We start from the raw sequence: 19,673 nt of genomic DNA, 5'->3' as shown, positions 1-19,673 counted from the left end.
TCCGGTCCGGACCCAGCCCTTTCAATCGGACTGGCTCAAAGCGACTGGATGGCCCGGACCTTCATCTCGCCTCGCAGCGTCTCGACGGCCTCGCAGGCCGCCAGGGCCGCGCTGAGGTTCGTGAGGCAGGGGATCTTCAGACGCAGGGCCTCGCGGCGGATGGCGCTTTCGTCGAAGAAGGCGTCGCGGCCCAGGGGCGTGTTGATGACCCACTGCACCTCGCCGTTCTTCAGCAGATCCACCGCGTTGGGCCGGCCCTCGTTCACCTTGAAGATCTTGCGCACCTTGATGCCGACCGCATCCAGCGTGCGGGCCGTGCCTTCGGTGGCGCAGAGGCCGAAACCGAGGGCGACCAGCTTCTGGGCCAGTTCGGGCAGTCTCGCCTTGTCCGCATCGTTCACCGTGAGGAACACCGTGCCCGACAGCGGCAGCGGAATGCCCGCCGCCAGCAGGGACTTGGCGTAGGCCTCACCGAAGGTGTCGCCGATGCCCATGACCTCACCCGTGCTCTTCATCTCGGGGCCGAGCACCGGATCGACGCCCGGGAACTTGGCGAAGGGGAAGACCACGCCCTTCACCGAGACGGCGCGGGGCACGCCGTCCGTGATGCCCTGGGCCTTCAGGCTCTGGCCAAGACCGATGCGGGCGGCGACGCCCGCCCAATCCACGCCCGTCGCCTTGCTGACGAAGGGCACCGTGCGACTGGCCCGGGGGTTGGCCTCCAGGCAGTAGGCGATGCCGTCCTTCACGGCGAACTGCAGGTTCATGAGGCCGCGCACACCGAGATCCAGAGCCAGTTTCCGGGCATAGCCCTTCACGGTCTCCAGGATCTCTTCGGGCACGCCCAGGGCCGGGATCACCGCGTAGCTGTCGCCGCTGTGGATGCCCGCCTCCTCGATGTGGGCCAGCAGGCCCGCGATGGCCACGTCCTCGCCGTCGCAGACCACGTCGATGTCCAGCTCCTGCGCGCCGTCCAGGAAGCGGTCCAGCAGCACGGGCTGGTCGTTGCTCACCGCCACGGCCTCGCGCATGTACTTTTCCAGCCCCGCATCGTCGAAGACCACCGCCATGGCGCGTCCCCCCAGCACGAAGCTGGGCCGCACCATCACCGGGTACGAAAGCCGGTGGGCCACATCCTTGGCCTGCTCGAAGCTGGTGGCCATGCCCCACTGGGGCGCCGGGATATTCAGGCGCTTGAGGGCCTGGCCGAAGCGCTCGCGGTCTTCCGCGTCCATGATCGTATTCAGCGGCGTGCCCAGCAGCTTCACGCCCGCCTCGTGCAGGGGCGAGGCCAGCTTCAGGGGCGTCTGGCCGCCGAACTGGGCGAAGACGCCCAGCAGCTTGCCGCCCGCGGCTTCGCGATCCACCACGGCCTTCACATGCTCGTAGGTGAGCGGCTCGAAGTAGAGGCGGTCGCTGGTGTCGAAATCCGTGCTCACCGTCTCGGGGTTGCAGTTGATGAGGATGGCTTCGACCCCGCTGGCGCGGATGGCTTCCACCGCCTGCACGCAGCAGCAGTCGAATTCCACGCCCTGCCCGATGCGGTTGGGCCCGCTGCCCAGCACGATGGCCTTCGGGCGGTCCGTGGGTTCAGCCTCGCTCGTCTCTTCCCAAGTGCCGTAGAGGTAGGGCGTCTCCGCCTTGAACTCGCCCGAGCAGGTGTCCACGCGCTTGTAGGCGGGGCGCAGGCCCAGGGCCTCGCGCCGGGCGGCGACTTCGGCCTCCGTGCCCGAACAGAACACGGCGATCTGGTTGTCGGCGAAACCCGCGCGCTTGGCCTTCTCCAGCAGTTCCTCCGGCAGGCGGTCCACGGGGAAGCTGCGCAGGCGTCCTTCGAGCACAACGATCTCCTCGATCTCGCGCAGGAACCAGGGCGTGATCTTCGTGAGGCGGTGCAGCTCCTCGACGCTGTGGCCGGCCTTGAGGGCGTGGTAGATCCAGAAGATGCGCTGGGAGCCGGGAATGATCAGGTGTTCCTTGAGGCGGCCCAGATCGAGCTTGCCTTCGAGCGCGCCGGAAAGGCCCTTGTGCCCCTCCTCCAGCGAGCGCACGGCCTTCTGCAGCGCCTCCTGGAAGCTGCGGCCGATGCTCATCACTTCGCCCACGCTCTTCATCTGCGTGCCCAGCACCTTGTCGGCCTGGGGGAACTTCTCGAAGGTGAAGCGCGGGATCTTCACCACCACGTAGTCCAGCACCGGCTCGAAGGCCGCTTTGGTCATGCGCGTGATGGCGTTGGGCAGCTCCCAGAGCCGGTAGCCCAGGGCCAGCTTGGTGGCCACCCAGGCGATGGGAAAGCCCGTCGCCTTCGAGGCCAGCGCGGAGCTGCGGCTCACGCGGGGGTTCATCTCGATGACGATGATGCGGCTGGTCTCGGGCTGCAGCGCGAACTGGATGTTCGATCCACCGGTCTCCACGCCCACCGCGCGGATGACAGCCAGCGCGGCGTCGCGCATCTTCTGGTACTCGGGATCCGTGAGCGTGAGCGCGGGGGCCACCGTGATGCTGTCGCCGGTGTGGATGCCCATGGGATCGAAGTTCTCGATGGAGCAGATCACTTCGACGTTGTCGTCGAGGTCGCGCACCACTTCGAGCTCGAACTCCTTCCAGCCCAGGATGCTCTCCTCGATGAGCACCTGCTTGGTGGGGCTCAGATCCAGACCGCGGGCCACGATGGTCTCGAACTCGTCGACGTTGTAGGCGATGCCGCCGCCGCTGCCGCCGAGCGTGAAGCTGGGGCGGATGATGGCGGGGAAGCCCGTGAGCTTGAGCAGATCTCTTGCCTCGCTCATGTTGTGCGCGAAGCCGCCGCGGCAGGTCTCCAGGCCCAGGTCGTCCATGAGGGCCTTGAAGAGCTGGCGATCCTCGCCGCGCTTGATGGCCTCGGGCTGGGCGCCGATGAGCAGCACGCCCGTGCGTTCCAGCAGGCCGCTCTCGTGGGCTTCCATGGCGAGGTTGAGCGCCGTCTGGCCGCCCACCGTGGGCAGGATGGCATCGGGCTTCTCGGCCTCGATGACCTTCTCCAGCACCGCCAGCGTCAGGGGCTCGATGTAGGTGGCGTCGGCGCGGTTCGCGTCCGTCATGATCGAGGCCGGGTTGGAGTTCAGCAGGATGGTGCGGATGCCCTCTTCCCGCAGGGCCTTCAGCGCCTGGGTTCCCGAGTAGTCGAACTCGCAGGCCTGCCCGATCTGGATGGGCCCGGAGCCCAGCACCAGCACACTCTTCAGATCCGTCCGCTTAGGCATGGTGGAACTCCTTGAGCAGGGCGACGAAGCGATGGAAGGCCGGGTGCGCATCATGAGGCCCGGGGCTCGCCTCGGGGTGGTGCTGCAGCGAGAAGATGGGCAGCTTGGTGTGCCGCAGGCCCTCGACGGTGCCATCGCTGAGGTGCTTGTGGGTGACCACGAGATCGCCGGGCAGGCCGTTCTCGTCCACGGCGAAGCCGTGGTTCTGGGCGGTGATCTCGATGCGGCCGGTCATCAGGTCGTGCACGGGCTGGTTGGCGCCGCGGTGGCCGAACTTGAGCTTGAAGGTCTTGCCGCCGAAGGCCTGGCCCAGCAGCTGGTGGCCCAGGCAGATGCCGAAGATGGGCAGCTTCCCGATGCAGGCTTCGACCTCCTTCTGCATGCCGGGCAGCGCCGCGGGGTCGCCGGGCCCGTTGCTGAGGAAGAGGCCGTGGAAGCGCTTGTCCGTGAGCTCGCTCGCGGGCGTGTCCCAGGGGAAGACTTCGAGGTTCAGGCCCACGCCCACCAGCTGGTTCAGGATGCTCAGCTTGATGCCGCCGTCGAGCACGGCCACCTTCAGTGCGCCGCCGGGGTTCAGTTCGTAGCGGTCCCTGCAGCTCACCTCGCCGCAGAGGGCCTGGCCCGTCATGTCCGGCAGGGCCTTCGCCTTGGCCACACCGGCGTCGAGGCTGCCGTCCACCTCGGTCCAGATGAGGGAGGGCTGGGAACCCTGGTCACGCAGGTGCTGGGTCAGCGCCCGCGTATCGAGGTCGGTCATCACGGGGATGTGGTGGCGCTTCAGCCAGCTCGGCAGATCGCCTTCGCAGCGGTGATGGTCCGGCGCGAAGGTGAGGCGCCGGCAGAGCAGGCCCGTGGCCCAGGGCCGCGTGCCTTCGTTGAGGTCGGCATGGATGCCGTAGATCCCCTGCTCGGGGAAGGTCATGCAGACCATCTGCCCCGCGAAGCTCGGATCCGTGAGGATCTCCTGGTAGCCGGCCATGGCGGTGGTGAACACCGCTTCGCCGCCCCCGCCAAATCCCAACGGCGCCCGTCCCCGGAAAATGGTTCCGTCCTTCAGGATCAGGTGCGCGCGCATGTGCCTCCTTCGTTGTCAGACCGAGCCCGGAGGGCCTCGGGAACAGCGTGAGCTGGCGGTCCCCCACGGACCATGTCAAAGCCTCTGCAAAAACCCCGCGAGGGCCAGGCCTTCGCGGGGTCGTGAGAATGACTCGGTCTTAGGGACCAGAAGTGAGTGTAGCGACCCCTAAAAACGAGGATCAGCCTTTTTCTTCAAGGGGAACTCAGGCATACTACTCCTTTGTTTCCGACGTACCGAACGGACTTTCCTGGAATCACGGCCCGACCAGGCCCGGATCCACAGAACAGAACCTGGGCGCGAGACTTTCCGACTCCAGATGATGGTTGGTGCCAGATGGTCTCCATCGAGTGGATGGGGCCTGATTCAGCCACCCTGCTCCTTTGCTCCCAAGGTGCCTGATGGGCTTTTTCGTTCGGCCGGAGTCTGGCGGCTGGAGATTAGAGGCACTGATGTCTGCTGCGGTGGCATGCGCCGCGTTTTTCGTTCGGTCCAGGCGCCGACCCAATTCCTTGGTTCGGCATCGCGACGAGCCTTGGAATTGCTCACTTATGCCGACACGCGATGGATGACATGCGTGTCTTCGGAAATATCCACGAGAAGCGAGGTTTCCGTATCTTCAGCGCAAGACGTCTCCAAACACCTCCAGCGACTGACCATGCAGGGCGCCTAACAATTCAACGGGATCGATCGCCTCGGCCAGTGCCAACGCGCCACTGTGCCGGTACGAGGGCGACAGCAAACGCAGTCCGGCTTGGATCACGATGGGCGCCGTCACGGCATAGATGTCCTGCCCACGCACCCTGGCTGTCTTGATCACGCTACCTTGCACGAGTCGCACCTCCAATTCGAAACGCTGCGCCGAGCGCCCGCTGTCGTCCACGGCAGTGGGCGGTGGCGTCGTACCATCGCGGATGTCGTCAAGCGCAGAGCGGTTGAGGAGTGACCGAATCGAGCCGACCTTCAGGTGATGGGCCAAGGTGATGATCTCGCTGAACGGCATTTCGACCATTGGCTGATGACCCAGCACTGGGGAGAAAACCCAGTCCGGCACCTCCGCCGGGGGTATCAGAGGCACAAGCTTCCCGTGCTTCACCACCACACGAGGCACATTGTTGCGCTCACCTGTCCTGCGCGTACCGGCGGTGGGCCACCAGCGGTCGAGCGCAATCGCAACTGTGATCTCGTCGATGTCACCGTCAGGTGCCAGTGCGCTGGCCAGCAGATCAGCCAGGCCGCCATAAAAGCCGGCCCCAGGAATCACGACCCGGCTGGCTGCGCGCGCCGGCGCATCGAAGTCGGCGAAGGTGGCTTGTGCGCTGGCCTGCTCTGCCGTCACGTCGATATAGTGGCAGCCGGCTTGTAGCGCTGCCCGCGCCAAAGGCGCTGCGGTGTCGAGAAATGGACCTGCGCAGTTAATGACCAACGCACAATCGGCGAAGGCCTGCTCGAGACTGACCGGGTCGTCGAGCGCTGCCACGCGCCGGGTAACGGCCAAAGGAAACACCGCATTGAGCCGCGTGGCGCTGCGCCCGATCGCCACTACCGACAGCCCTCGCCGCCGCGCTTCTTGGACGACAAATTGACCGGTGTGGCCGCTGGCGCCATATACGGCAACGGACTTTGCTGTGGAATGCATTGGGGCCCTCCGAAGACAGATACAGACCTGTCTGTTCTTCACACATTACAGACAGGTCTGTAGCATGTCAAACATGCGCATTGCATCGACCCATACTCCGCGAAGTCCTGCATCGACCGGCCGCACCCTCGCAGCGACGAAACGCTCAGCGAGAGCAGCGGCCAAGCCAGTGCTCGACATCCGAGAACACATCCTCGAAACCGCTTCCACCCTCTTCTATCAGCGCGGCGTGCGCGCGGTCGGCGTCGACCTGGTCGTGCAGGAAGCCGCAGTAGCGAAGACAAGCCTGTATCGCTACTTCCCCACCAAGGATGACCTCGTCGTCGCTTTCTTAGAGCGCGAGGACCTCGAGTTCTGGGCGCAGTGGGACGGCGTGGCCCAACAACACCCTAACGACCCCGTCGGCGAACTCGACGCCCACATGCGCTGGATCGGCGAACGCCTTGCCCGCTCGAATTACCGCGGATGCCCCCAAATCAATGTGGCCGCCGAGTTTGCTGAACAGGACCACCCGGCGCGCCAAGTCTCGAAGCGACACATGCAGGTGCTGCGAAACCGCCTACACGACATTGCCAAACGGCTGCGCGTCCCCCGGCCCGACCAACTGGCCGCACAATTGGCGTTGTTGATCAATGGCGCCTTCGTCAGTTCGGCCCTGCTCAAACCAGAGGAAGCCACCCATGTACTGCTTGGATGTCTAAAGGCGGTGCTGGAGGGGGCGCGAGTTGGCCGTTGAGTATCGCGGCGTTGAGCCCAATCACATCAGATTGGCCCAGCACATTCCTCGCCCACCTTCAGTCTCTCGACTTTCTTGCCACACTATCCCAATCATGTGGACCGGTGACGACATCTACTTCATGAAGCTCGCCCTCGAAGAGGCCGAGAAGGCGGACCGCCTGGACGAAGTGCCCGTGGGCGCCGTGCTGGTCTCCGAGGGCGCCCTGCTGGGCCGCGGGCACAACCACCCCGTGAAGCTGAACGATCCCACCGCCCACGCCGAAGTGCTCGCCCTGCGCAGCGCCGGCGCCTGGGCCAAGAACTACCGCCTCACCGGCGCCACGCTCTACGTCACGCTGGAGCCCTGCCTCATGTGCTTCGGCGCGCTCATCCACGCCCGCGTGGGACGCGTGGTCTTCGGCGCCTCCGATCCCAAGGTGGGCGTCAGCCGCTGGCTGGACACCCTCGACGGCGCGGCCCTGAACCACCGCTTCGAGTTCCAGGGCGGCCTGATGGAGCCCGAGTGCCGCGAGCAGATCCAGGCCTTCTTTAGGCGACGCCGATCGTCATGACGGTCACGGCTCCTCGCCAGTGATCCTTGGGACGTTCGGTGGCGCTCGCCGACTCCGGTCACCTCAGGGGAAGCTGGGACCGGCGCCGAATCCAGGACCCTCCGCATCTGCATCGCCGAATACCGAGGGGGTGGAATCACGCCAGGCCTCGATCTCCCAGGCCGATGGGTCCCTCTGCCAGGCCGGCTGGGCGGAACCACTGGCCAGAGAAACGGGTCCCGGCTTCAACGCTCCGTCAGCGTCCGGACGGCGAAGGTCGCGAGCCAGTGCTCTCCCTCGTAGCTTCCCGAAGCCAGGTGCGGCAGGGAGGCCCGGGCATGGCGGTCAGCCAGCCGTTTCAATCCGGCCGAACGCGGATCGGCTGGGCCCAGCACGGCGGCGATACGGAGCAGGGCCCGGGCTCGGCTGAGGTTGAGGCCATCGAGATGAACGATCTTCGGATCCGTCCGATCCGAGACCGTGGCAGGCACGAGGCCAGCGGGGAAGCCGGGCAGGAAGCCCGTCAGCCAGCGGCCATAAGCCGGGCGCGGCAGCACGCGGGACATGAGCGCCGCCTCCTCCAGGCAGGGCGAGAGGAAATCCTCGCCTCCGGGTTCCCAGGCCAACGGCCCCTTGCGATCCGCGCCAAACCAGGACCGGGCCCGCTCCAGGATCATCGCCTCCAACTTGGCATCCTTGATGGCGCGGGCATAGTCCAGGGCCAGATCCAGGCTGAAGGCCGTATTGGGGTGGACGCCCGTGCGGATGGGATAGGTCGCCTTGGACAGGAAGGATGTCCAGCGCAGGGCCAGTTCGTCCGCCAGGGGCTGGAGGGCGGTTCCCCAGCGCAGCGCGTTGGGATCATTCCAGGTGCGCAGCTCCGCCGCCAGTTTCAACAGCCAGGCCCAACCGTAGGTGCGTTCGAAGCTCCGCCGGTTCTCCTGGCCCAGGTAGGCCACCTCCACAGCCATGCGCTCTGGCCTGAGATTCTCATCCAGCACCTGGCGAACCTCGGCTGCCCGGGCCATCCCCGGATGCTCCCGCAGCAGCTTCACCAGCATCCAGTGGCCATGCACCGAGGAATGCCAATCGAAGCAGCCATAGAAGGCCGGGTGCAGCTCCTTCGGCCCCTTCACCTCCCCTGCCCCGTTCATCACGTGATCCAGCTTGTTGGGGTATTCCTGTCGCACACACTTGAGCGCCAGCGCCGCGAAACGGTCCGCCTGCGCGTCCGACTGCACCAGATCCACATCCTGTGCCTGGGCCACCGCAATCATGGCCAAACCCGCCCCAAAAGCCCTCGCCCATCGCATACGGCCCCCTGAGGCTGGATTCTAGCGGCCAGTTTGCTAGAATGAGCGTTCCGGAGAGATGGCCGAGTGGTTGATGGCACCGCACTCGAAATGCGGAGACGGGGAAACCTGTTCGGGGGTTCGAATCCCTCTCTCTCCGCCAGCCGGCGCCCCGCGATGCGGGGCGCATTCATATCCCGGCGGAGAGGGATTCGAAGTCACAGAATCGCTGGCAGGTAGCCGCAGGCGGAGGCAGTCCTGTGGACTGCCGGAGACGTGAAGCGGCGTGCCAGCGATTCGTGCGGCCGGAAGGGACGCCGCGGTGGCCCTGGAGGGAATCCCTCTCTCTCCGCCAGCGGGATCGCCAAGATGTCGAAAAACAAACATCTTGGCGATCTGTCTTTCTATTACCCATCTTCTTACCCACGAGCTTTCGAGCCTTCAGGTCATAGCCCATGTGGACGATACCGCCCGTCCACATGCCCTCCTTCTTGGAGGCGGCGATCTTGTCGCGGATGCGCTCTCCCGTAAGCCCTGATGCCGATCAGATGATCGGTTTTCTGCTTTGCGGGTCAGCCAAATCTGATTTTTGCAACAAGAACCAGGGCGGCGAGAATCAGCGTGATTCCGTTGGCCAGGACCACCGGAAGGGAGTGGATGGCGAGGCCGAAGATAAACCATAGGGCGACACCCAGCACAAACAGGACGTACATCCCGAGCGAGATATCGTTCACGCTTCGGGTTTTCCAAACCCGCCAGACCTGCGGGAGGAAGCTTGCTGTCGTGCAGAAGGCTGCCATAAAACCGATCCACTCACTCATTGGGCGCATCCATGAACCCATCAGGCCAATAAGGCTTTGGCGGTTTTCACCACGTTGTCCACGGTGAGGCCGAACTGCTCGAAGAGGATGTCCGCCGGGGCGCTGGCGCCGAAATGGTCCAGACCCATGCAGGCTCCCCGGGTGCCGGTGTAGCGCTGCCAGCCCGTGGTCACGCCGGCTTCGATGGAGACGCGTGCGGTGACGGAAGCGGGCAAGACGCTCGCCTTGTATTCGGCGCTCTGGGCCTCGAACAGCTCCCAACAGGGCATGGAAATCACGCGGGTGGGCACGCCTTGGCCTTCCAGCACTTTTCGGGCTGCAACAGCCAGGTGGACTTCCGAGCCCGAGGCCAGAAGGAGCAGCCGGGGCACGGCACTGGCTTCCTCCAGGATGTAGGCGCCCCGGGCGGCGCCCTTGGCCTTTTCGGCGTCCAGGGTGGGCAGCTTCTGGCGGGTGAGGGCCAGGCCCACGGGGCCATCCGTCTTGGACACGGCGATGGACCAGGCCTGGACGGTTTCGTTGGCATCCGCGGGGCGAATCATGGTGAAGCCGGGGATGAGGCGCATGCTCATCATCTGCTCGATGGGCTGATGAGTGGGGCCATCCTCGCCCACCCCGATGGAATCGTGGGTCCACACGTAGGTGACAGGTATCTTCATGAGCGAGGCCAGACGCACAGTGGGCCGCATGTAGTCGCAGAAGATGAAGAAGGTGGCGCCGAAGGCCTTCACGCCTCCATGGAGACACATGCCGTTCAGCACGGCGCCCATGGCGTGCTCGCGGATGCCGAAGTGGAAGTTGCGGCCACTCTCCTGGGGACCGAAATCGCCCCCATCCTTCAGGTGCGTGTTGTTGGATGGCGCCAGATCGGCACTGCCGCCGATGAGGTTGGGAATGACCGTCGCCAGGGCGTTGAGCACCTTGCCGCTGGCTTCCCGCGTGGCGAATGTGCCGGTGGTTTCGAAGGTGGGCAGGGCATGTTGCCATTCCGCAGGCAGCTCGCCTTTGAGGAAGGCTTCGTATTCGGTCGCCAGCTCGGGGTAGGCCTTCCGGTAGGCTTCGAAGCGGACCTTCCAATCGAGCTCCGCCGCAGAACCGCGGGAGGCGCACTGTCCGCGCCAATGGGCTAGGGCTTCTTCAGGCACGGCGAACCGGACGTCGGGATCGAAGCCGAGGATTTCCTTGGTGGCGCGAATTTCGGCGTCGCCCAGGGGCGCGCCATGGGCGTGGTGGGTGTTCTGCTTGGTGGGGGCGGGGAAGCCGATCACCGTGGTGCAGTCGATGAGGGTGGGCTTGCCGCAGGGCTTTTCCTGGAAGGCCTTCACCAGGGCCTCGAGATCCTCGCCATCGGACACCTTCAGGACGCGCCAGCCCATGGCTTCGAAGCGGGCTGGAACGTTCTCACTCCAGGCCAGGTTCGTTTCGCCTTCGATGGTGATCTTGTTGTTGTCCCAAAGCACCAGGAGCTTTTCCAAACCGAGGTGGCCCGCCAGGCTGATTGCCTCATAGGCGACCCCCTCCATCAGGCAGCCATCGCCCGCGAAGGCGAAGGTACGGTGGTTCACGATTTCGTGGCCGGGGCGGTTGAATCGGTCCGCCAGCCAGCGCTCGGCGATGGCCATGCCCACCGCGTTCCCGATGCCCTGCCCCAGAGGGCCCGTGGTGGTTTCGATGCCCACCGTATGTCCAAATTCCGGATGGCCGGGAGTCTTGGACCCCCACTGGCGGAAGGCTTTCAGATCATCGAGTTCCAGGCCGTAGCCCGCGAGGTAGAGCAGGCTGTAGATGAGCATCGACGCGTGGCCGCAGGAAAGCACGAAGCGGTCCCGGTCTGGCCACTGAGGATTCCCGGGGTTGTGCTTCAGCACCTGCGTCCAGAGGGCGTAGGCCGCAGGAGCCTGGGCCATGGGGGTGCCCGGATGGCCACTGTTGGCCTTCTGCACGGCGTCCATGGCGAGGCAGCGGATGGTATCGATGCAGAGCTTGTCGAGATTGCTCACAGCTACTCCTGTCGGTTTGTTGTTGATCATCAAGAACGTCATGTCATGGCCTTCCACGGCCCGATCCAAGCTACGGACCCACTTACCCACCAACTCTCAGCATCACGCAGCCGTGCCCAGCCAGCATGGCGCGGTAGCGCTTCTGATGGCCGTGATTCTTCCGGGCCCAAAGATCGCGGAGATTCGCTTCGGCGATGGGGGCCTCGCCAGGGGACAGGCTCAGCGCGATGGAGCGCCCTCCCTTCCGGAGTGCCGCTTGGATGGCTTCCACCTCGGCAGTGGAATACGCGCCGTTGATTTGGGACAGATCGTCCACCTTCACAGAGTCCACCCCCCAGGCGGCAACGTGCGCATAGAGGGCGTTGTACCAAGCTTTTCCGGCCTCTGTGGCGGCATCGACTCCCCACACGTCCCGGTTCCAGGGGCAGGCCCGGACAGGCCTTCCGGAAGCCCCGCCGCCGAAAATCGGATGGGCCACTCACCCGTGACGGAAACCCGGTGGAGGAGTGGGCTGCCAGGACGAACGCCCGCCCGAGACGCCCCGTGGAAGGCTGGCGCCGCACCCTCCTGGGCTGCGGCCACCATGGCCGTGTGTGCCGCGCTTAGCGGTTCAAGAGAGCTTTGCTCCTGGAATGCGGCCTTCTGCCGACTCGGCTCGGCTCCGGGGTAATCCAATGGAGCGCAGGACCATTCCCCAGCGGAAAGAAGAGGCACGGCACACAACATCGCAACAAGAAGCCTAGTGCGCATGGGCACTCCAAAATGAATCCACCATCTGGCCGAGGCACCGCGCGGCATTCCTCCAAGGAGTTGGGGAATTCTCAAGAGGATACTTGACCACCTACTCTCGGACCAGTAGATTGGTATCGGTTTCTGAAACCGATTTCATTTCCATCGAGAATCTGCTCCACCCGCCTGATTCAGGTCGGGTTTTTCTCTGTACGACTGGCTTCCAGCCAGGGAGAGGCAAAGATGAGTGCGCGCCATGATTTGAAGGTAGCCGCCTGGGACGCGAACATGCAGCTCCAGCAGGATGGTCTGGTCATCCAGACATTCGGAAACGTCAGCGCCTTCGATCCGGCGGAGGGCCTTTTCGCCATCAAGCCCAGTGGCGTACCCTACGCCCACCTGAAACCCACGGACATGGTGGTGGTGGATCTGGATGGCCGGGTGGTGGAAGGATCCCGCCGGCCCTCCTCGGACACCAAAACCCACGCAGTGCTGTACAAGGGCATTCCCAACATTCGCGGGGTCGCCCACACGCATTCCACCCACGCCGTGGCCTGGGCCCAAGCCCAGCGATCCATCCCCCTCCTGGGCACCACCCACGCAGACCAGCTCCCCGCCTCCATTCCCGTCACCCCGCTCCTTTCCGACTCCGCCATCCAAGGCGACTACGAAGAAGAGACCGGAAAGCTAATCCTCAAGACCCTGGACGCCCTGCCCCAACCTCACCCCCAGATGATCCTGGTGGGCGGGCACGGCCCCTTCACCTGGGGCTCCACCCCGATGCAGGCGGTTCTGAATAGCGGCGTGCTGGAAGAGATCGCCCGGATGGCCCTGCTGACGCTGCAGATCAACCCCAACATCGCGCCCCTGAAGGATTCCCTGGTGCAGAAGCATTTCCAGCGGAAGCACGGCAGCGGCGCCTATTACGGCCAGAAGTGAGACTCCCATGACCATCTACTCAATCGGACTGGATTTCGGCACCAACAGCTGCCGTGCCCTGCTGGTGGATCTCCACACCGGAGAGGAAAAAGCCACCGAGGTATTCAACTACCCATCAGGCGAAGCAGGCATCATCACCCACCCCAGGGACCCGCATCTCGCCAGGCAGAACGCCTCGGACTACCTCAATGGAATCGAAGTGACGGTCCGTTCTATCCTGGCCCAAGCCCAGGAGCAGGATCCGGATTTCGATCCGGCCTATGTGGTGGGCCTGGGTGTCGACACCACGGGAAGCAGTCCCATGCCCATCGATGGCCACGGCGATCCCCTCAGCCTCCAGCCGCGGTTCAAAGACAATCCCGCCGCCTACGTTTGGCTCTGGCGCGATCACACCTCCTTCGAAGAGGCGGCCCAGATCACAGATCTGGCGGCCCGGATCCGCCCGGAGTACCTCGCACAAGTCGGCGGCACCTACAGTTCCGAATGGTTCTGGAGCAAGATCCTGCACTGCAGCCGCGTGGCCCCAGAAGTCTTTGAGGCCGCTGCCACCTGGGTGGAGATCTGCGATTGGCTTCCGGCCGTGCTCACGGGCAACCAGCAACCCGATCGCATCGTGCGCGGCATCTGCGCAGCCGGTCACAAGGCCATGTTCAATCCCAAGTGGGGCGGTCTGCCTGACGAGGACTTCCTCCGCCAGCTGGATCCGGCTCTCGCGGGCCTGCGCCCACACCTGTTCTCGGAAGCCCATCCCGCGGACCATCAGGCGGGCGGGCTCAGCCCTGAGTGGGCGGCCCGCCTGGGTCTCCGTGTGGGCATCGCCGTGGCGGTGGGCGCCTTCGACGCTCACATGGGCGCGGTGGGCGCAGGTGTCGGTATCGGCAGCTTGGTGAAGATCATGGGCACCTCCACCTGCGACATCATGGTCTGGCCGAGCGGCCAGCCCCTGGCAGACATCCCGGGAGTCTGCGGCATCGTGGATGGATCCGTCCTGCCCGGGTACTACGGCATCGAGGCCGGCCAGTCCGCCGTTGGAGATCTATTCCTGTGGTTCGTGCGCAATCTGGCGCCCGACACATTGGGGACCAGTCTCGACGAAAAGTTCAGGGCCCTCGAAGAATTGGCTTCCCAGCAGGGCCCAGGAGAAAGCGGCCTCATGGCCCTGGATTGGAACAACGGAAATCGCACCATCCTCGTGGATGCCCGCCTCACGGGACTCCTCCTGGGTCAGACGCTCCACACCAAGCCACACGAAATCTACAGGGCCCTCATCGAGGCCACCGCCTTTGGAGCCTTGACGATCATTGAGCGCATCGAGGAATTCGGGGTGCCCATTCATGAGGTGGTGAACTGCGGCGGACTCGCAGCCAAGAACGCGTTCCTCATGCAGGCCTACGCAGATATCACTGGGCGGCCCATGAAGATCACGCGGAGCGAGCAGACTCCGGCGCTCGGAGCCGCCATCTTCGGCGCCATGGCCGCGGGCGCCTTCCCCTCCATCCGCAAGGCCCAGGAATGCCTCTGCGGGATCCGCAAGATCTATCAACCCAATCCCCAACATCATGCCGTCTACCACGACATGTACCGCCTCTATCGCCAGCTCCACGACGGTTTCGGGACAGTGTCCTGGAACGGCTCCATGGCCAACGTCATGAAGGAGCTCCTCACCATCCGGGACCAGCAGTGCCAACCCCAGGAGCAAGCATGATCGACTTGAAGAAGCAGGAAATTTGGTTCGTGACCGGAAGCCAGCACCTCTATGGGCCGAGCACCCTCGAGAAGGTGCGGGCGAATTCCCAGGAGATTGCCCAGGCCCTCGACGCATCCCCGCACATTCCCACCAGGGTGGTATTCAAGCCCGTGCTCACCACGCCGGAGGCCATCACCGCGTTGTGCGAGGAGGCCAGCAGCGCCCCCGCCTGCGCGGGTCTGGTGCTGTGGATGCACACATTCTCGCCCGCCAAGATGTGGATCCGCGGACTGTCCGTGCTGCGCAAGCCCTTTCTGCACCTGCACACCCAGCACAACCGCGACGTGCCCTGGGCCACCATCGATATGGACTTCATGAACCTGAACCAGGCCGCCCATGGGGACCGGGAATTCGGCTTCATCGCCACGCGCATGCGCAAGGAGCGGAAGGTGGTGGTGGGGCACTGGACCGAGGCTTCGGTCCAGGAAGAAGTGGGCGTGTGGGCCCGGGCCGCCTGCGCCTGGCAGGATGCCCAAGGCGCGAAGATCGCGCGCTTCGGCGACAACATGCGGGAAGTGGCCGTCACCGAAGGCGACAAGGTGGAGGCCCAGATCCGCCTCGGCTACTCCGTGAGCGCCCACGCCATGGGCAGCCTCGCCGCCTCGGTGCAGTCCGTGGCCGACGCCGAGGTGGAACGCCTCTGCAGGGAATTCGACGACCAGTACGAACTCATGTCCTGCCTGCGTCCCGGCGGGGAGCGGCGGGCTTCGCTTCAGGATGCGGCCCGGATCGAATTGGGCATGCGGGCCTTCCTGGCCGAAGGTGGATTCAAGGGCTTCACCACCAATTTCGAGGATCTGCACGGGCTGAGCCAGCTCCCTGGATTGGCCGTGCAGCGCCTCATGGCTGACGGCTACGGCTTCGGCGCCGAAGGCGACTGGAAGACGGCGGCCCTGGTCCGGGCCATGAAAGTCATGGGCGCCGGCCTCCCCGGAGGCACCTCGTTCATGGAGGACTACACCTACCACCTCGATCCCTCGAGATCCCAGGTGCTCGGTGCCCATATGCTGGAGGTCTGTGCTTCAATCGCAGATACGCCGAAGCCCGCCCTGGAGATCCACCGCCTGGGCATCGGAGGCAAGGATGATCCGCCCCGCTTGGTCTTTGGCACGCCTTCAGGCCCGGCCATCAACGCCTCCCTCATTGACATGGGTAACCGCTTCCGCATGATCGTCAGCGTCCTTGATGTCGTGAAGCCGCAGCACGCCCTGCCCCGCCTACCGGTGGCGCGCGCCCTGTGGGAGCCCCGCCCGAACCTGAAGGTCGCGGCGGCCGCCTGGATCTACGCAGGTGGAGCCCATCATGCGGCTTTCAGCCAGGCGGCCCACGCCGGCCACCTTGAAGATTTCACGGCCATGGCAGGCATCGAGTACCTCTGCATCGACGAAGCCACCCGCATCCCTGATTTCAAGAACCAGCTTCGCTGGAATGAAACCTCCTTCCGCTAGCAGCATCCACACACCCACCAGCCTCCCCGAAGGAATCCGCCATGTTCCTCTCATTCATCACAGGCGATACGGCCACGGCCTTGACTCAATCCAGATCAGCCCTGCAAGCGCTCGACTGGTTGGTCATCGCCCTCTACTTCAGCGTCCTCCTCGCCGTCTCCTGGTGGGTGATCCGCAAGAACCGCGAAACCACGGACGATTACTTCCTGGCCGGGCGGAACCTGAGCTGGTGGATCATCGGCGCTTCCATCTTCGCCTCCAACATCGGCTCTGAACACGTGGTGGGGCTGGCGGGATCCGGAGCCACGGATGGCGTAGCCATGGCCCACTACGAACTGCATGCCTGGTGCCTCCTGGTCCTGGCCTGGGTGATGGTGCCCTTCTACATGCGAAGCCGGGTCTACACCATGCCGGAATTCCTGGAGAGGAGGTTCTCACCCGCCTCGCGCTGGATGCTCTCCATCGTCTCCCTGGTGCTCTACGTGCTTTCCAAGGTGGCGGTGGGCATCTTCGCCGGCGGCGTGGTCTTCGGCTTCCTGCTGCCGGAAATGCACCTGAACCTCGGCTTCATCTACCTCGACAGTTTCTGGGTGGGATGCCTCACCCTGCTGCTGCTCACGGGCATCTACACAGTGATCGGGGGCATGCGCGCCGTGGCTTACACCGAGACCATCCAAGTGGTGGTGCTCATCCTCGGCTCCCTGCTCGTCACCGTCCTGGGTCTGCACAAGCTCGGGGGCTGGCACGCCCTCCACCAGGCGCTGCCTGCGGACATGTTCAACCTCTGGAAGCCCATGGTGCCCCATGGCGTGCAAAGCACCTGGGCGCCCGTCATCGAAGCCAACCAAGCAGGCGTGGTCACCCGCATGGCCTGGTACTTCAACGGCCACTACCCCTGGCTGGGCATGATCGTGTGCGCCCCCGTCATCGGCCTTTGGTACTGGTGCACCTGCCAGTACATCGTTCAGCGCACCCTGGGCGCCAAGAACGAACAGCATGCCCGTCGTGGCTCCATCTTCGCCGCCCTGCTCAAGCTGCTTCCCGTGTTCATCTTCATCATCCCCGGGATGATCTGTTTCGCGCTGGCCAAGGGCGGTTCCGTTCCCGCCCTGAACGGCATGATCGACGCCACGGGCCAGCCCGTGCGGTCCCAGCTGCAGTACGCCTTCCCCTCCATGGTGGCCTATGTGCTGCCCGTGGGCGTCCGCGGCCTCGTGGTGGCGGGCCTCATCGCCGCGCTGATGAGTTCGCTGGCGGGCGTGTTCAACGCCAGCTCCACCCTGTTCACCCTGGATTGCTACGCCAAGATGCGGCCCCAGGCCAGCCAGCATTCCCTGGTGCGCATGGGACGGACGGCCACCATGGTGATGGTCCTCATCGGAATCATGTGGATCCCCGTCATCAAGGGCTCCCACGGTCTCTACGATTACCTGCAATCGGTGCAGGGCTACCTGGCGCCCCCCATTTTCGTGGTCTTCTTCATGGGGATCTACTGGAAGCGCCTCAATGCGAAGGGCTGTCTGGCCGCGCTCACCATCGGCTTCATCCTCGGCCTGTTCCGCCTGGCCGTGGATACGCCTGGGGCCTTGGTCCACGGCTTCAGCTACGCCCCTGGCTCCTGGCTCTGGATCATCAATCACATCTACTTCCAGTACTTCAGCATGATCATCCTGGTGGTGAGCGCCGTCGCCATGGTGGTGGTGAGCTATCTCACCGCAGCACCTGACGAGGCTCAGCTCGTGGGCCTCACCTTCAGCACCATCACGGGAGAGCAGCGGGCGGAGAGCCGCAGCTCCTGGAGCCGCCGCGATGTGGCGGTCTCCCTCCTGGTGGTCGCGCTGATCGCGGCTGCGTATCTGTATTTCCGGGGTTGATGCCTCACCATCCAACCTAGGAGCCTGTCTTGGATCATCTCAACCCCATCCTGGCCGTGATGTTCGATCACGATGGCACCCTCGTCGACTCCCTCCCCACGGTGGTCTCCGCGTCCAATGGCGTGTTGAGGGAGATGGGGCTTGCCCCGGCGTCCTGGAGTCAGATCATCGCGGGCATGGTCCATCCGACGGCTCAGCGGCTGGGCCTGCTCGCAAAAGAAGAGAGTCGATTCATCCAGGAACAAATGGCTCATCGATACAGTCAGCTGGCTCTCGAAAACGCGGTGCTGGCATCGCTCTATCCGGGCATCCCGAAGTTGCTTCAAGCCCTGTCCCGCCGGGATCTCCTCCTGGGCGTGGTCAGCAACAGCCGCGGAGCCTTCATCCGCAGCATCCTCGACCGCCTGGGTGTGGCCCCTCACTTTGCCGTGATCGTGGGCGAAGATGACATGCCCGCCCCCAAGCCCGATCCACGGGGGCTCCTTGCCGCCCTGGGGGCCATCCCACCTCAACGAGCCGTCTATGTCGGCGACAGCTCTGCGGACCTGGCCACGGCCCGGCACGCCGGAATGCGGGCCATCGGTGTGACCTGGGGCACCCATTCCAGGGCGGAGATGGAATCGCTGCCTTTTGATGCCCTCGTGGACACCCCCGACGAGTTGGCCGCCCTCATTCAGGTATGACATTCCCCGAAACCCATTCCCTGCCTCTGTCACGAGGCTGACCACGCACAGGAACCCCACATGAAATTCTTCATCGACACCGCCAATGTCACCGAGATCCGCCGGATCAGCGAATGGGGCATCCTTGATGGTGTCACCACCAATCCCAGCCTTATCGCCAAGGAATCCGGCCGCCCCTTTGAAGCGATCATCGAAGAAATCTGCGCCATCGTGGATGGCCCCATTTCCGCGGAAGTCATCGCCCTCGACGCGCCCGGAATGATCGAGGAAGGCCGGAAGCTGGCGAAAATCCACCGGAACATCGTGGTGAAGGTGCCTCTGACCTCCGAAGGGCTCAAGGCCACGCGGGCCTTCCAGGAAGAAGGCATCAGGACCAACGTGACGCTTTGCTTCAGCGCCACCCAGGGCTTGATGGCGGCCAAGGCAGGCGCCACCTATGTATCCCCCTTCATCGGCCGGCTGGATGACATCAACCTCCCGGGGATGGATCTCATCGCGGAACTGACGGCCATCTTCGCGAACTATGATCTGCCCACCCAAGTCCTCGCCGCCTCCATCCGCAGCCCCAGGCACGTAACCGATGCGGCCCTCGCGGGGGCGCACGTGGCCACCATTCCCACCAAGGTGTTCGATCAGATGCTGGCGCACCCCTTGACCGACAAAGGCATTGAAGGCTTTCTCGCGGACTGGAAGAAGAGCGGCCGCTAGGCCTTGAATTTCACGTATTCCACCAGCCTGCCCCAGTCTCCAAGCGGAGAAGCGGGCCCAGCCACAGCGATGGAACAACGAAGAAACGCACTTCAAAAAAATAAGTAAAAAAGACTGTTGACCTGGGCGCTGGTTTGAGCGCAATAATGAAACCGATTTCAGAAACCGATTGCATTTCGCGAGATCCTTCCCAGCCCCATGAAGTCGG

15 protein-coding genes and 1 tRNA gene are annotated in these 19,673 nt (G+C 64.4%); 9 read left to right on the top strand and 7 right to left on the bottom strand.

All coding sequences use genetic code 11. The features are described from left to right. Positions 1-35: 35 nt before the first annotated feature. The 3 genes from carB to QSJ34_RS01390 form a co-directional block, all read right to left on the bottom strand. Positions 36-3,242 carry a carbamoyl-phosphate synthase large subunit gene (gene carB / locus QSJ34_RS01400; protein WP_285569311.1) on the bottom strand — a complete coding sequence of 1,069 codons (3,207 nt, stop codon included), beginning with the start codon at positions 3,240-3,242 and terminating at the stop codon, positions 36-38. Next, positions 3,235-4,317, bottom strand: coding sequence for a glutamine-hydrolyzing carbamoyl-phosphate synthase small subunit (gene carA / locus QSJ34_RS01395; RefSeq protein WP_285569307.1), 1,083 nt, complete (start codon positions 4,315-4,317; stop codon positions 3,235-3,237). The genes carB and carA overlap by 8 nt, the downstream gene beginning before the upstream one ends. 619 nt (positions 4,318-4,936) lie before the next feature. Beyond that, positions 4,937-5,956 (bottom strand): saccharopine dehydrogenase NADP-binding domain-containing protein, encoded by a 1,020-nt coding sequence (locus QSJ34_RS01390; protein ID WP_285569304.1) that lies wholly within the window; start codon positions 5,954-5,956, stop codon positions 4,937-4,939. A 64-nt stretch (positions 5,957-6,020) separates the two neighbouring features. Here QSJ34_RS01390 and QSJ34_RS01385 point away from each other — a divergent pair, with 64 nt between their 5' ends. Continuing rightward, entirely contained in the window at positions 6,021-6,692 is a 672-nt protein-coding gene (locus tag QSJ34_RS01385; protein WP_285569301.1) for a TetR/AcrR family transcriptional regulator, read from the top strand. A gap of 94 nt (positions 6,693-6,786) precedes the next feature. After that, positions 6,787-7,245 carry a tRNA adenosine(34) deaminase TadA gene (gene tadA / locus QSJ34_RS01380; RefSeq protein ID WP_285569299.1) on the top strand — a complete coding sequence of 153 codons (459 nt, stop codon included), beginning with the start codon at positions 6,787-6,789 and terminating at the stop codon, positions 7,243-7,245. Between the two features lie 224 nt (positions 7,246-7,469). Here the strand turns inward: tadA and QSJ34_RS01375 are convergent, their stop codons facing one another. Continuing rightward, positions 7,470-8,501, bottom strand: coding sequence for a DUF2891 domain-containing protein (locus QSJ34_RS01375; protein ID WP_285571565.1), 1,032 nt, complete (start codon positions 8,499-8,501; stop codon positions 7,470-7,472). 88 nt (positions 8,502-8,589) lie between these two features. On the opposite strand from QSJ34_RS01375, the gene QSJ34_RS01370 reads away from it, so the two are divergent. Then, positions 8,590-8,679, top strand: a tRNA-Ser gene (locus tag QSJ34_RS01370). A gap of 409 nt (positions 8,680-9,088) precedes the next feature. Here the strand turns inward: QSJ34_RS01370 and QSJ34_RS01365 are convergent. The 3 genes from QSJ34_RS01365 to QSJ34_RS01355 form a co-directional block, all read right to left on the bottom strand. Beyond that, positions 9,089-9,337 (bottom strand): SemiSWEET transporter, encoded by a 249-nt coding sequence (locus QSJ34_RS01365; RefSeq protein WP_285569296.1) that lies wholly within the window; start codon positions 9,335-9,337, stop codon positions 9,089-9,091. Positions 9,338-9,357: 20 nt separating this feature from the next. After that, positions 9,358-11,337: a transketolase gene (gene tkt / locus QSJ34_RS01360; RefSeq protein ID WP_285569294.1), complete on the bottom strand. Its 1,980-nt coding sequence runs from the start codon at positions 11,335-11,337 to the stop codon at positions 9,358-9,360. A gap of 82 nt (positions 11,338-11,419) precedes the next feature. After that, positions 11,420-11,746, bottom strand: a complete 327-nt coding sequence (locus QSJ34_RS01355) for a hypothetical protein (protein WP_285569291.1) — start codon at positions 11,744-11,746, stop codon at positions 11,420-11,422. A 563-nt stretch (positions 11,747-12,309) separates the two neighbouring features. On the opposite strand from QSJ34_RS01355, the gene araD reads away from it, so the two are divergent. From araD to fsa, 6 genes are read left to right on the top strand one after another with little or no spacing between them, the layout of a single operon-like run. After that, positions 12,310-13,005 (top strand): L-ribulose-5-phosphate 4-epimerase AraD, encoded by a 696-nt coding sequence (gene araD / locus QSJ34_RS01350; protein ID WP_285569288.1) that lies wholly within the window; start codon positions 12,310-12,312, stop codon positions 13,003-13,005. Between the two features lie 7 nt (positions 13,006-13,012). After that, positions 13,013-14,710 carry a ribulokinase gene (locus QSJ34_RS01345; protein WP_285569285.1) on the top strand — a complete coding sequence of 566 codons (1,698 nt, stop codon included), beginning with the start codon at positions 13,013-13,015 and terminating at the stop codon, positions 14,708-14,710. Then, on the top strand, positions 14,707-16,200 hold the full coding sequence (gene araA, locus QSJ34_RS01340) for an L-arabinose isomerase (RefSeq protein WP_285569283.1): 1,494 nt from the start codon (positions 14,707-14,709) through the stop codon (positions 16,198-16,200). The genes QSJ34_RS01345 and araA overlap by 4 nt, the downstream gene beginning before the upstream one ends. A gap of 41 nt (positions 16,201-16,241) precedes the next feature. Next, the gene (locus tag QSJ34_RS01335) at positions 16,242-18,074 is read left to right on the top strand and encodes a sodium:solute symporter (RefSeq protein ID WP_285569280.1); all 1,833 of its coding nucleotides are present in this window, start codon (positions 16,242-16,244) and stop codon (positions 18,072-18,074) included. 29 nt (positions 18,075-18,103) lie between these two features. Beyond that, positions 18,104-18,757: an HAD family hydrolase gene (locus QSJ34_RS01330; protein ID WP_285569278.1), complete on the top strand. Its 654-nt coding sequence runs from the start codon at positions 18,104-18,106 to the stop codon at positions 18,755-18,757. 60 nt (positions 18,758-18,817) lie between these two features. Beyond that, entirely contained in the window at positions 18,818-19,465 is a 648-nt protein-coding gene (gene fsa / locus QSJ34_RS01325) for a fructose-6-phosphate aldolase (protein ID WP_285569276.1), read from the top strand. The last annotated feature ends 208 nt before the right edge of the window (positions 19,466-19,673 follow it).

Source organism: Geothrix limicola (assembly GCF_030268085.1).
GTDB classification, from domain to species: domain Bacteria; phylum Acidobacteriota; class Holophagae; order Holophagales; family Holophagaceae; genus Geothrix; species Geothrix limicola.
The sequence above is the reverse complement of the archived record's forward strand: the minus strand, read 5'-3'. Positions and strand labels throughout refer to the sequence as shown.